Source organism: Kitasatospora sp. NPDC059795, from assembly GCF_042732175.1.
In the GTDB taxonomy this organism is placed as follows: Bacteria; Actinomycetota; Actinomycetes; order Streptomycetales; family Streptomycetaceae; genus Kitasatospora.
The window spans coordinates 277,129-289,813 of record NZ_JBHWID010000003.1 but is presented as its reverse complement, the minus strand read 5'-3'; the positions used below and the strand labels follow the sequence as shown (position 1 = coordinate 289,813).

13 protein-coding genes are annotated in these 12,685 nt (G+C 74.3%); 8 read left to right on the top strand and 5 right to left on the bottom strand.

The window, feature by feature from the left end; genetic code table 11:
- Positions 1-154 precede the first annotated feature (154 nt).
- Entirely contained in the window at positions 155-1,336 is a 1,182-nt protein-coding gene (locus tag ACFV4P_RS08445) for an MFS transporter (protein ID WP_380468657.1), read from the top strand.
- A gap of 31 nt (positions 1,337-1,367) precedes the next feature.
- Here ACFV4P_RS08445 and ACFV4P_RS08440 read toward each other — a convergent pair whose 3' ends face one another.
- From ACFV4P_RS08440 to modA, 3 genes are read right to left on the bottom strand one after another with little or no spacing between them, the layout of a single operon-like run.
- On the bottom strand, positions 1,368-2,441 hold the full coding sequence (locus tag ACFV4P_RS08440; RefSeq protein ID WP_380469129.1) for an ABC transporter ATP-binding protein: 1,074 nt from the start codon (positions 2,439-2,441) through the stop codon (positions 1,368-1,370).
- Complete coding sequence (locus tag ACFV4P_RS08435; protein WP_380468655.1) at positions 2,423-3,262, bottom strand: ABC transporter permease; 840 nt, start codon at positions 3,260-3,262, stop codon at positions 2,423-2,425. The genes ACFV4P_RS08440 and ACFV4P_RS08435 overlap by 19 nt, the downstream gene beginning before the upstream one ends.
- On the bottom strand, positions 3,259-4,047 hold the full coding sequence (gene modA / locus ACFV4P_RS08430; RefSeq protein WP_380468653.1) for a molybdate ABC transporter substrate-binding protein: 789 nt from the start codon (positions 4,045-4,047) through the stop codon (positions 3,259-3,261). The genes ACFV4P_RS08435 and modA overlap by 4 nt, the downstream gene beginning before the upstream one ends.
- 284 nt (positions 4,048-4,331) lie before the next feature.
- Here modA and ACFV4P_RS08425 point away from each other — a divergent pair, with 284 nt between their 5' ends.
- Positions 4,332-5,699 carry a cytochrome P450 gene (locus ACFV4P_RS08425; RefSeq protein WP_380468651.1) on the top strand — a complete coding sequence of 456 codons (1,368 nt, stop codon included), beginning with the start codon at positions 4,332-4,334 and terminating at the stop codon, positions 5,697-5,699.
- Positions 5,700-5,756: 57 nt separating this feature from the next.
- On the opposite strand, the gene ACFV4P_RS08420 is transcribed toward ACFV4P_RS08425, so the two are convergent.
- Positions 5,757-6,509 carry a hypothetical protein gene (locus tag ACFV4P_RS08420; RefSeq protein ID WP_380468649.1) on the bottom strand — a complete coding sequence of 251 codons (753 nt, stop codon included), beginning with the start codon at positions 6,507-6,509 and terminating at the stop codon, positions 5,757-5,759.
- A 365-nt stretch (positions 6,510-6,874) separates the two neighbouring features.
- Between ACFV4P_RS08420 and ACFV4P_RS08415 the strand changes: the two genes are divergently transcribed.
- The 6 genes from ACFV4P_RS08415 (at position 6,875) to ACFV4P_RS08390 (ending at position 12,141) form a co-directional block, all read left to right on the top strand.
- Positions 6,875-7,657, top strand: a complete 783-nt coding sequence (locus ACFV4P_RS08415) for an MHYT domain-containing protein (protein ID WP_380468647.1) — start codon at positions 6,875-6,877, stop codon at positions 7,655-7,657.
- 31 nt (positions 7,658-7,688) lie between these two features.
- A complete protein-coding gene (locus ACFV4P_RS08410) occupies positions 7,689-10,175 on the top strand; it encodes a nitrate- and nitrite sensing domain-containing protein (RefSeq protein ID WP_380468645.1) in 2,487 nt (828 codons plus the stop codon).
- Entirely contained in the window at positions 10,172-10,582 is a 411-nt protein-coding gene (locus ACFV4P_RS08405; RefSeq protein ID WP_073809074.1) for a roadblock/LC7 domain-containing protein, read from the top strand. The genes ACFV4P_RS08410 and ACFV4P_RS08405 overlap by 4 nt, the downstream gene beginning before the upstream one ends.
- Positions 10,583-10,686: 104 nt before the next feature.
- The gene (locus tag ACFV4P_RS08400; protein WP_083646596.1) at positions 10,687-11,013 is read left to right on the top strand and encodes a DUF742 domain-containing protein; all 327 of its coding nucleotides are present in this window, start codon (positions 10,687-10,689) and stop codon (positions 11,011-11,013) included.
- Positions 10,994-11,587, top strand: coding sequence for an ATP/GTP-binding protein (locus ACFV4P_RS08395; RefSeq protein WP_380468643.1), 594 nt, complete (start codon positions 10,994-10,996; stop codon positions 11,585-11,587). Before ACFV4P_RS08400 ends, ACFV4P_RS08395 begins: the two co-directional genes overlap by 20 nt.
- A 122-nt stretch (positions 11,588-11,709) precedes the next feature.
- Positions 11,710-12,141, top strand: coding sequence for a CBS domain-containing protein (locus ACFV4P_RS08390; protein WP_380468641.1), 432 nt, complete (start codon positions 11,710-11,712; stop codon positions 12,139-12,141).
- An 11-nt stretch (positions 12,142-12,152) separates the two neighbouring features.
- Here the strand turns inward: ACFV4P_RS08390 and ACFV4P_RS08385 are convergent, their stop codons facing one another.
- Positions 12,153-12,653, bottom strand: a complete 501-nt coding sequence (locus ACFV4P_RS08385) for a nucleoside deaminase (protein ID WP_380468639.1) — start codon at positions 12,651-12,653, stop codon at positions 12,153-12,155.
- Between the last annotated feature and the right edge of the window lie 32 nt (positions 12,654-12,685).

The window sequence follows — 12,685 nt, the reverse complement described above, 5'->3', positions numbered from 1 at the left end:
GGGCCGGGGCTGGGGTCGGGGCAGTGATTGTTTGACAATCATCCACCCATCCCCGAATGTTTGACGAGCGTCCAACTGTTGCATGCTCGTCCAACAGTCCGTGGCGCAGTCCTGCCATTCGCCGAACCCGTTCCTGCGCCCCGGGGGGCTTCCTGTGCCCGTACGTCTGCTCCTGCTCGCCCTCGGCACCTTCGCCGTGGGCACCGACTCGATGGTGGTGGCCGGCATCCTCGGTCCCGTCTCCGCCGACCTGGGGGTGTCGGTGCCGGCCGCCGGCCAACTGGTCACCGTCTTCGCGCTCGGCTACGCGCTGCTCGCCCCGGTGCTGGCCACGCTCACCGCCCGCTGGCCGCGCCGGCGCCTGCTGCTGACCGCGCTCGCGGTGTTCAGCGCGGCCAACGCGCTCAGCGCGGTCGCTCCCAGCTACGGGCTGCTGCTGGCCACCCGGGTGCTGGCGGCGGCCGGTGCCGCCCTCTACACGCCGACCGCCAACGCGGTGGCCACCACCCTGGTCGCCCCCGAGCGGCGCGGACGGGCGCTGGCCACCGTGCTCGGCGGGATGACGGTCGCCACCGCGCTGGGCGTGCCGGTGGGCACCTGGGTCGGGCGCGCCGACTGGCGGCTGACGATGTGGCTGGTCACCGCGCTGGGACTGGCCGCGCTCGCGGGCCTGGCCCTGCTGCTGCGCGGCCTGCCCACCCCCGTCGCCGCCCCCACCCTCCGGTCGCGCCTCGCGCCGCTGGCCCGGCCCCGGGTGCTCGGCGCGGCGGCCACCACGCTGGTGTTCTTCCTCGCCTTCCAGAGCGTCTACATCTACCTGGCCACCGCCGTCTCGGGCGCCACCGGCGGCGACGGGGGTCGGCTGAGCGTGATCCTGCTGACCGTCGGCGTGATGTCGGTGGCCGGCAGTTGGCTGGGCGGACGCCTGGTGGACCGCCTCGGGGTGCGCCGGGTGCTGCTGGTCGGCTCGGCGGCAGCGGCGGGCGCGTTCGCCGCGCTGCCCTGGCTGGGGCGTTCCATGCCGGGGGCGCTCGGGTACGCCCTGGTGGTGCCGCTGGCCGGGTGGGCGGTGTCGGTGGCGCTGCCGCACCGCCTGGCGTCGATCGATCCGGACAGCGCGCCGCTGCTGATCTCGCTGAACAGCAGCGCGCTGTACCTGGGCACGGCGGCCGGCGGTGTGGCCGGGTCGGCGGCGATCGGGCTGCTGGGCGGGCGCTGGTTCCCGCTCGCGGCGGCGGCACTCGCGCTGGCGGCGTGCGCGGTGGCCGCGGCGACCACCCGCGACGAACGGACGCCCCGTTCCCGACGCTGCGCGGCGGAGCCCGTCCAGGCCTGAACGCGAAACGGCGGGCGCGGCCGCCCGCCCGTCAGGCCGGGTAGGCGTGGGTCTGGGTGGCCTTGACGGCGGCCCAGACGGGGGTGCCGGGGGTGAGGTCGAGGGCGGTGGCGGCGGTGGGGGTGAGGTCGGCGGCGAGGGGGAGGGGGCCGGTGAGGTCGACGCGGAAGCGGTCGCCGTGGAGGTCGAGGCCGGCGACGGTGCAGGGGAAGAGGTTGCGGGCGCTGGTCTCGGGGCGGTGGCGGTGCAGGGTGACCGCGTCGGGCGGGAAGGCGACGAACGCGGGGCCGGTCAACTCCTCGTCGGTGGTGAGGACCTGGCCTTCGGGGAGGGTGACGCGGCGGCCGTCGGCGGTGCCCTGGTACAGGTTGAGTCCGACCAGGCGGGCGATGTAGTCGGTGCGCGGCCGGCGGGCCACCTCGGCGGGGCGGCCGGTCTGGACGACCTGGCCGGCCTCGATGACGACGAGGCGGTCGGCGAGCACCATCGCGTCCAGCGGGTCGTGCGTGACGAGCACCGCGACGGCCTCGAACTCGGCGAGGTGGCGGCGGAGTTCGGCGCGGACGTCGAGCCGGGTGCGGGCGTCGAGCGCGGCCAGCGGTTCGTCGAGGAGCAGCAGGCGGGGGCGGACGGCGAGGGCGCGGGCGAGGGCGACGCGCTGGGCCTGGCCGCCGGAGAGCTTCGCGGGGCGCTGCCCGGCGTGCTCGGCGAGGCCCATGCGGTCGAGCCAGGGCAGTGCCTCGGCGCGGGCGGCGGCGCGCCGACGTCCCTTGCAGCGCAGGCCGAAGGCGACGTTGTCGAGCGCGGACAGGTGCGGGAAGAGCAGGTAGTCCTGGAAGACCACGCCGATCGGGCGCTGCTCGGCGGGAACGAAGACGCCCGCGGAGGGGGAGTCCCACTCCGAGCCGTCGAGGGCGAGTCGGCCGGAGGTGAGCGGGAGCAGCCCGGCGAGGGCGCGCAGCGCGGTGGACTTGCCGGCGCCGTTGGGCCCGAGCAGGGCGAGGACTTCGCCGGGCTGCGCGGAGAACGCGACGTCGAGGGTGAAGGTGTCACGGGCGACGCACAGGCGGGCGTCGAGGGCGGCGGTCACGGCGTGGACATCCAGCGGTCGCGCAGTCCGGCGAGGACCGCGACGGAGACGGTGAGCAGGATCAGGCTGAGCGCGATGGCCGCCTCGGGGTCGGACTCCATGGCGAGGTACACGGCGAGCGGCATGGTCTGGGTGCGGCCGGGGAAGTTCCCGGCGAAGGTGATGGTCGCGCCGAACTCGCCGAGCGCGCGCGCCCAGGCGAGCACCGCGCCCGCGCCGATGCCGGGGGCGACCAGCGGCAGGGTGACCCGGCGGAACGCGGTCAGCCGGGACGCGCCGAGGGTCGCGGCGGCCTCCTCGTAGCGCGGGTCGGCGGCGCGCAGCGCGCCCTCCACGCTGATCACCAGGAACGGCATGGCGACGAACGCCTCGGCGACGACCACGCCGGCGGTGGTGAACGGGAGGGTGATGCCGGTCGCGGAGTCCAGCCAGCGGCCGACGATGCCGTTGCGGCCGAGCACCAGCAGCAGAGCGACGCCGCCGACCACCGGCGGCAGCACCAGAGGCAGGGTGACCAGGGCGCGCAGCAGGCGGCGGCCGGGGAACTCGGTGCGGGCCAGCAGCCAGGCCAGTGGGACGCCGAGCAGCAGCGAGACGCCGGTGGCGGCGGTCGCGGAGATCAGCGACAGTCGCAGCGCCTGCCACACCTCGGGGCCGGTGAGCAGCTCGGGCAGCGCGCTCCACGGCGCGCGGATCAGCAGGCCGAGCAGCGGCAGCACCAGGAAGGCGAGGCCGAGCAGGGCGGGCAGCAGCAGCGCTGCCGGGACGCGGGGGGTCCCCCGGGGCCGCCGCCGGCCCCGGGGGTGTGGTGCGGTGGTGGTTCGGGGAGTGCTCACGGCACCTGGAAGCCGGCGTCCGTGAGCACCCGGCGGGCGTCCATGGAGTTCAGGTAGCCGAGGAACGCGGCGGCGCCGTTGGCGTTGGGCGCCTTGCCGAGGGCGACGACCGGGTAGTCGTTGACGGCCTGCGCGGCCTCGGGGAACTCCACGCCGTCGATCTTCGCCGCGTCCGCCTTCACGTCGGTGCGGTACACGAGCGAGGCGTCCACCTCGCCGAGCTCGACCTTGGTGAGCGCGCCCTTGACGTCCTGCTCGTAGGTGGCGGGGGTGAGCTCGACGCCGGCGGCCTTCAGCGCGGTGACGGCGGCCGCGCCGCACGGCACCTCCTTGGCGCACAGCGCGGTCTTCGCGCCGCCGAGGTCCTTCAGGCCGGCGATGTGCTTCGGGTTGCCCTTGGCGACGGCGATCTCCAGCGTGTTGCGGACGAACACCCGCGGGTCCTGGCCGGTCAGCTTGGCGTCCGTGACGGTCTTCATGGTGGCCGGGCTGGCCGCCGCGAACACGTCCACGGGCGCGCCGGAGACGATGCTCTGGGCGAGTGCGGAGGAGCCGCCGAAGTTGAAGGTCACCTTGGCGCCCGGGTAGGCGGTCTCGAAGCGCTTGCCGAGCTCGGTGAAGGACTCCTTGAGGGAGGCCGCCGCGAACACCGTCACCGTGCCCTCGACCTTGGGCGCGTTCTGCGCCGAGTTGTTCGACGGGGAGTTGTTGGCGGTGCACGCGGTCAGGCCCACCGCGAGGGCGAGCACGGCGGTGGCGGCGAGGAGGCTTCTGGCGCTGCGCATGGAGGGGTTCCCCTGGTCGTGGTGGGCGGACACGGCGGTGGTCGGGGGCCGATCAGCAGATCATAGTGCCGCAGCATAGTGCCGCAGCTGCGGGGATCGACAGCCCCTTCCCCTCGCACCAGCGACCTTAAGGCCAACTTAAGGGCCGCATGTGCCGCCCTCAAGCGCCGGATCCGGCCACCGCGCACATTCCTCGCCAAACCGCGTCCCACCAGGGAATACTGACGCACAGTCAGCGTGCCCCTGCCAGTCGGGGGTTCGCCCGCCGACAGAGGGGGAATTCCATGACCGCGACCACCCGCGTGCCCGGCCCGGCCGGACTGCCGTTGATCGGCTCGCTGCTCGACCTCAAGCGCGACGCGCTCGCCACCTACCTCGCCGCCCGCCGCGAACACGGAGACGTGCTGCGCATCCAGGCCGGCCCGCCCGGGCTGCGCGCCCAGATCTACCTGGTCGCCTCGCCCGAGGGCGCCCAGCAGGTGCTGGCCACCGAATCGGCCAACTTCCGCAAGGACAACGTCTTCTACGGCGAGATCCGGGCCAGCTTCGGCAACGGCCTGCTGACCTCCCAGGACGAGGACTACCTGCGCCAACGCCGCCTGGTCCAGCCGCTGTTCACCCGCCGCCGGGTCGACCAGTACGCCGACGCCATCGCCGTCGAGACCGAATCGCTGATCGGGCGCTGGGCCGCCCGGCCCGACGCCACGGTCGAGCTGGCCGAGGAGATGTCCGGCTTCGCGCTGCGCACCGTCGCCCGCATCCTGTTCGGGCAGGACGTCGAGCAGGCCGTGGAGACCGTCCACGACGCCTTCCCGACCCTCGCCGCGTTCGTCCGCAGCCGCGGCATGTCCCCCGTCCGCCTGCCGCGCGAATGGCCGCTGCCCGGCCACCGCAAGGCGCTGGAGGCCGAACGCACCCTGTACGCGGTGTGCGACGGGATCATCGCCCGGCGCGCCGCCGAGGGCGTCACGGACGACCGGGACGGCGAGGACCTGCTCGGCCTGCTCGCCAAGGCCCGCGACGAGGACGGCAACCAGCTCGACGCCACCGAACTGCGCGAACAGGTGCTGATCTTCCTGCTGGCCGGCCACGAGACCACCGCCACCTCGATGGCCTTCGCCCTGCACCTGCTCGGCAAGCACCCCGAGGAACAGCGCCTGGCGTACCGGGAGGCCGTCGACCTGCTCGCCGACGGCCGTCGCCCCACCGCCGCCGACTACGCCGAACTCCCGTACCTGACCAAGGTGTTGAAGGAGACGATGCGGCTCTTCCCGGCCGCCTACTCGGTCGGCCGGCGGGCCGTGAAGTCCACCGTGGTCGGCGGCGTCGAGATCCCGGCCGGCGCGGACGTACTGGTCGCCCCGTACGTGACGCACCGCCACCCCGACCACTGGGAGGACCCCGAGCGCTTCGACCCCGAGCGGTTCACCCCCGAGCGCGAGGCCGCCCGGCACCGCTACGCCTGGTTCCCGTTCGGCGGCGGCCCGCGCGCCTGCATCGGCCAGCACTTCTCGATGATGGAGTCGGTGCTCGCGCTGGCCATGCTGCTGCGGGAGTTCGAGGTGAGCGCCGTCGACACCGACGTCCCGCTGGGCACCGGCATCACCCTGGAGGTCCGCGGCCCGGTCCGGGTCCGCCTGACCCGCCGGTAGACAGCGCGCACCGCCCGCTCCCGGAGTGCAGACGGGGGAGCGGGCGGTGCGGGTGGCTCAGGCGGTGGGGTGGGTGACCTTCACCAGGCAGAGCGTGACGGGGTTGGGGCCGTCCTTGCGGACGAGAGCGCTGTCGCTCTCGGGGAAGGCGTCGCAGGCGTCGTCGGCGGTCGAGGAGGAGCGGCCGACCACCTTGGCGTCGGCGTTCGGGGCGGCGCAGTCGACCACGACCAGGAAGGTGCGGGAGGAACTGCCGGTCTGGCGCACGCAGTCGCCGGCCTTGATGGTGGCCGGGTCGGCGACGGAGCTTGTCGGGGTCGGGTACGGGCTGACGTCGATCCGGGTCGGGGCGGGGCCGCTGCCCGTGTCGCGCCAGGAGTGGCCGCCGTTCCACACCAGCGCGGAGACCAGCAGTACCGGCAGCAGCAGGCCGAGGACCTCCGCCCGCTGCCACAGCGGACGGCCCGGCGCGGCCGGGGTGCCCGGCGCGCCCGGCAGCGGCGCGGGCAGGCGGCGGATCTTCGACCAGGCCGCCAGGTTGTACAGCATGGTGATCGGGTTGATCACCATCGAGGCGAAGCCCCACCAGCCCTGCCACATGCTGCGCGCGGTCATCCGGCGCACCGTCGCCAGGCCGCAGTCGCGGCAGAACGGTCCCCCCAGCTTGAGGAAGCGCATGATCACCACGATGCCCTGGTGACCGCGGACGGTGGCCTCCACGGCGGGGACCGAACCGCAGAAGCGGCAGAACGGCCCGGCGAACGGCCCCTGCGGGCCGACTGCGCCCTCCGCGCCCGGAAAGGCGTCCATGGGGGCGCCGAACGTACCGGTCGGCGGGGGCGGGACAGGATAGGACAACGGACACCCTCGAATTGATGTTCCAACAGGGAAGCACGCGGAGGGTATCGGCTCCGGCCGACAGTTCGCACCCGGGATATCCGCCGGCGGTACGCGGAGCGCGCGGTGGGGGCCGGCGGAGCATGCAACGGGCATAGGCCGCAGGCCCATTCGAGCACACCGCGCCTACGACGCGTGGTGTTTTTCAGATCTTCTGGTGACCATCTCTCAACTCTGGGTAGCGTCCAGCGTCCCCGGACCACAGGAGCCCTGGCACCCAGGAGCCCTGCACAACACCAGAGTGGGCGAGCGCCGCCGGGCACTCGCGGGAGGCACCCATGGGATCGATGGACCACTTCAGTTTCGGCTGGCTCACCCCAGTCCTCTCCTACGCGATGGCCTGCGTGGGCGCGGCCCTCGGCCTCCGGTGCACCCTGCGCGCGCTCTCCGCCACCGGCGCCTCCCGCCGCAACTGGCTGCTCACCGCCGCCGCCGCGATCGGCTCCGGCATCTGGACCATGCACTTCGTCGCCATGTTCGGCTTCACCGTCGGCGGCACCGAACTCCGCTACGACATACCGCTGACGGTGCTCAGCCTGCTGGTCGCCGTCGCCGTCGTCGGCCTCGGCGTGTTCGTCGTCGGCCACGGCCGGCACCGCGGCCGCAGCCTGCTGCTCGGCGGTCTCACCACCGGCCTCGGCGTCGCCGCGATGCACTACATCGGCATGGCCGCCGTCCGCATCCACGGCGAACTCCACTACCGGTTCGGCACCGTCGCACTGTCCGTGCTGATCGCCGTCGGCGCCGCCACCGCCGCCCTCTGGGCCGCCGTCACCATCCGCAACGTGTACGCCGCCGCGGCCGCCTCGCTCGTCATGGGCATCGCCGTCAGCTGCATGCACTACACCGGCATGGCCGCCGTCCACGTCCACATGGAACCCGCCCGCAGCGGACTCGGCGGCGCCACCCCCATGCAGTTCGTCTTCCCGCTGGCCGTCGGACTCGGCTCCTTCCTCTTCCTCACCGCCGCGTTCGTCTCGCTCTCCCCGACCGCCCAGGAGAACGCCGCCTACCGCGAAGCCGGCGAAATCGCCGTCGAAGAACTCGGCCGCGCCGCCTGACCGCCCGTCCCCCCGAAAGGCCCTCCCGCCCATGCGCCCGCCCCGCGGCACCGCCCGCAACGGCCCACCCGCCCCCAGCACCCCCCGCGGACCCGCCCGCGGCAGGCCCGGCGCCCCCCGCCGCGGCGCCCACGCCGGACCGCCCGCCGACGAGACCCCGCCCCCCGCCGCCCCGCCGACCCGGCCGAGCCTGCGCCCGCGCACCGTCCGCGCCCGGATCGTCGCCGTCCTGATCCTCCCCGTCGTCGCCCTGATGGCCCTCTGGTCGTTCGCCACCGTCAGCACCGCGAGCGACGTCTGGAACCTGCTGCGGATCAAGGACGTCGACACCACCCTCCGCGGCCCCCTCGACCGCACCGTCACCGCCTTACAGGCCGAACGCACCGCCGCCGGACAACTCCTCGCCACCACCGGCCCCGACCCCGCCCGCGACGCCGAACTCCGCACCGCCGCCCAGAACACCGACCGGGCCGCCGCCCCGCTCGCCCTCGCCCCCGGCTACAACCTCGCCGACGCCGAAGGGCTCGGCGCCGAACCCGCCGACCGCCTCGACACCCTGACCCGCTCCCTCGCCGCCCTCCCCGCGCTGCGCCGCCAGATCCTCGGCCACGGCGTCCGCTGGGACGACGCCTGCACCGCCTACACCACCGCCGTCGACCACGCCCTCGCCGTGGCCGGCTCGCTCACCGCCCTTCAGGACCACCGGGTCGCCGCCGACGCCCGCGTGCTGCTCGAATTCGCCCGCTCCCGCGAACAACTCGCCCGCGAGGACGCCCTGTTACGCGCCGCCGCCCGGGCCGGACGACTCGACGACCCCCAGTTCCGCGCCGTCCAACAGGCCGCCTCGGCCCGCACCCAGTTCGAACAGGCCGCCGCCCCCGACCTGCGCCCCGCCGACCGCACCGCGCTGGCCGCCGTCACCGACGGGAGCGACTACCGGGAACTGCGCCGCTACGAGGACGCCCTCACCGCCGCCGCCGACCCGCGCGCCGCGCTCGCCGCCGTCCCCGCCGACCGCTGGAACACCGTCGCCGCCACCACCGCCCACGACCTCGCCGCCGTCGAACAGCAGGCCGGCCAGGCCGCCGCCGAACGCGCCGACCCCTACGCCCTCGGCCTGTTCACCACCTCCGGCGCCACCGTGCTGCTCGGCCTGCTCGCCGTCCTCGCCGCCCTGCTGATCTCCGTCCGGATCGGCCGCGGACTGGTCGCCGAACTGCACGCCCTGCGCAACTCCGCCCTCGAACTCGCCGGACGCCGACTCCCCGCCACCATGCGCAGGCTGAGGTCCGGCCAAGAGGTCGACGTGGACGCCGAGGCGCCGCTGCGCGACCACGGCGGCGACGAGATCGGCCAGGTCCACCAGGCCCTCGACACCGTGCAGCGGGCCGCCGTCACCGCCGCCGTCGAACGCGCCGAAGTGCTCTCCGGCGTCTCCGGCGTCTTCGTCAACCTCGCCCGCCGCAGCCAGGTCCTGGTGCACCGCCAGCTCACCCTGCTCGACGCCATGGAACGCCGCACCGAGGACCCCGCCGAACTCGACGACCTGTTCCGGCTCGACCACCTCACCACCCGGATGCGCCGGCACGCCGAAGGCCTGATCATCCTCTCCGGCGCCGCCCCCGGCCGCGCCTGGCGCAAACCCGTCCCGCTCACCGACGTGGTCCGCGCCGCCGTCGCCGAGGTCGAGGAGTACGCCCGGATCGACGTCCACCGCCTCCCGCACGCCGCCGTCACCGGCCCCGCCGTCGCCGACCTCACCCACCTGCTCGCCGAACTCGTCGAGAACGCCACCGGGTTCTCGCCCCCGCACACCAAGGTGCACATCCGCGGCGAACAGGTCGGCACCGGCTACGCCGTCGAGATCGAGGACCGCGGCCTCGGCATGGGCCCCGAAGCCCTCGCCGACGCCAACCGGCGGATCGCCGTCGGCGACCGGATCGACCTGTTCGACAGCGACCGGCTCGGCCTGTTCGTGGTCAGCCGCCTCGCCCAACGGCACGGCGTCAAGGTCGCCCTGCGGCCGTCCCCCTACGGCGGCACCACCGCCGTCGTGCTGCTCCCCACCGACCTGCTCGACCCGCGCGGCGCGGACGACGGCGCGCCCGCCGAGCCCGTCGCGGATGCCGAACCCGCCCGCCCCGCACGGCCGTTGACGCCGACGGCGCCCGAAACGCGGCGGTCCGCCACCGCGCTCGCCGAACCGCCCGCACCGGTCCTGCCGCCCGCACTGGTCCTGCCGCCCGCGCCCGTGCTGCCGCTCGCCCTCGCGCTGGCGCCCGCCGCGCTCCCGCCGGCCGCCGACGGGGAGGACCGACTCCCGCGCCGGGTCCGGCAGGCCAGCCTCGCGCCGCAACTGCGCGAAGCCCCCGCACCGGACCCCCGGCCCGGGCTGCGGTCCGCCGCGCCGGCCGAGCGCGACCCCGAACAGGCCCGCACCGCCATGGCCGCATTCCAGCGCGGCTGGGCCCGCGGCAGCGCCCCCGCCCCTTCCGACGCAGGAGACCGCCACCGATGATCGGCACCACCTACCACAGCGGCGAACTCAACTGGCTGCTCGACGAGTTGGTCACCCGCACCGCCCAGGTCAGGTGCGCCGTGATGCTCTCCGCCGACGGACTGTCGATGGGCAACTCGGCCGGCCTGGCCCGCGAGGACACCGAACACCTGGCCGCCGTCGCCTCCGGCTTCCACAGCCTCGCCAAGGGCGCGGGCCGGCACTTCGACGCCGGCCGGGTCCGCCAGACCATGGTCGAGCTGGACCGCGGCTACCTGCTCGTCGCGGCCGCCGGGCAGGCCTCCTGCCTGGCCGTCTTCGCCGGACCCGACGCCGATCTCGGCCTGGTCGCCTACGAGATGGCCCGCCTGGTGCGCCGCGTCGGCGAACACCTGCACGCCGCCCCGCGCGACCCCCGGGAAGGGTGAGCCCGTTGGCCTACCCGCCGCGCCATTACCTGCCCGGCTCCGCGTCCGGCTACCCGCCGCCGCCCGACCTCCCCGTCCAGTGGTACGACGAGGCCGCCGGCCCGATGGTCCGTCCCTACGCGCTCACCAAGGGCCGCACCCGCCCCGGACAGCCCTTCGACCTGATCGCCCTGGTCGTCACCGACGTCCCCGACCCGGCCGTCCTGCCGATCGGCCCCGAACCGGCCGCCATCCTGCACCTGTGCCGCGGCAACGCCCTGTCCGTCGCCGAGATCGCCGCCGACCTCGACCTGCCGCTCGGCGTGGTCCGGGTCCTGCTCGGCGACCTCCTCGACGCCGAACTCGTCCGGGTCAGCCGCCCCGTCCCACCGGCCCTGCTCCCGCACGAACACATCCTCCAGGAGGTCGTCCATGGACTTCGCGCGCTCTGACAGCACCGACCTCGCCCTGAAGATCCTGGTGGCGGGCGGCTTCGGCGTCGGCAAGACCACCCTGGTCGGGGCCGTCAGCGAGATCAGACCGCTGCGCACCGAGGAGCAGTTGACCACCGCCGGCGCCCACGTCGACGACCTCGGCGGGGTCGAACGCAAGACCACCACCACCGTCGCCATGGACTTCGGCCGGATCACCATCCGCGAGGGCCTGTCCGTCTACCTGTTCGGCACCCCCGGCCAGGACCGCTTCTGGTTCCTCTGGGACGAACTCGCGCAGGGCGCGCTCGGCGCCGTCGTGCTCGCCGACACCCGCCGCCTCACCGACTGCTTCCCCGCCGTCGACTTCTTCGAGCACCGCGGCATCCCATTCGTGGTCGCCGTCAACCACTTCGACGGCACCCGGACCTTCCACCCCGACGAGGTCTCCCGGGCGCTCGACCTCGACGGGGACACCCCCGTGGTGCTGTGCGACGCGCGGGAGCGGGGCTCGGGAAAGACCGTGCTGATCACGCTCGTCGAGCACGCCGGGAAGGTGCACGCGGCCAGAGTGCTGGCGGAGACCGGTGCCTGAAACCGCCGCCTGAAACCGCCGCCTGAACCCGCCGACGCCCCCGGGACGATCCGGTTCGCGGGGACCGGACCGCAGGGGGAACCTGGACGAGGGGCCACACTCTCGTACCGCAGGAGGACGGCATGACCACGGCCAAGGACATCATGCACCCCGGTGCCCACTGGATCACCAGGAACGAGACGCTGCAGCGCGCCGCCCAGCTGATGAACACGCTGAACGTGGGCGCGCTGCCGGTCGGCGACGAGACCCACGACGAACGGCTCTGCGGCATCATCACCGACCGCGACATCGTCGTGAAGTGCGTCGCGCGCGGCCAGAACCCGGCCGAGTGCACGGCGGCCGACATCATCGAGGGCATGCCGCGCTGGATCGACGCGGACGCGGGCCTCGACGACGTGCTCCGCGAGATGGAGAGCCACCGCATCCGCCGACTCCCCGTGATCGAGAACAAGCGGATGGTCGGCATGATCAGCGAAGCGGACCTGGCCAGGCACCTCCCGGACGAGCAGTTCGCCGAGTTCGCCGAGCACGTCTACGCGGCCAGCCCGGTGTAGGCCGCTCGGGGTCACTCGGCGGTCGGCGCACCCGCGACGCGGCGCTCGCCGCCGTTGCGCTGCTGCCACAGGCGGTAGACGTCGACGGCGTCCACCCGGTCGTCGTGCCGCATCGGCAGCCGGCGCTCCTGCCACGGCTTGGCGAACTCCCCGTAGAACGAGTCGAGTTCGAAGTACTTCCGGTCGTCGACGTAGTGCGGCCGGTACGCGTCGCGGGTGGTGAGGAAGACCACCTCGTCCGGCGAGCAGTAGTAGAGCGAGCCCAGGCACATCGGGCACGGGTGGGCCAGCACGTAGATGGTGGTCCCGGTCAGGTGCTCGGTGCCGAGCCGGGTGCAGGCCTCGCGGATGGCGAGGATCTCGGCGTGCGCCGTCGGATCGCCGGTCTGGGCGACCAGGTTGGGGCTCTCGGCGAGGATCTCGCCGTCCTTGACGATGACGGTCGCGAAGGGGCGGCCGCCGTCGAGGACGTTCCGGCGGGCGAGGTCGATGGTGCGGCGGGCGAAGTCCACGGTGGCTCCTCGGAGTCGGGAGGGGCGGGCCG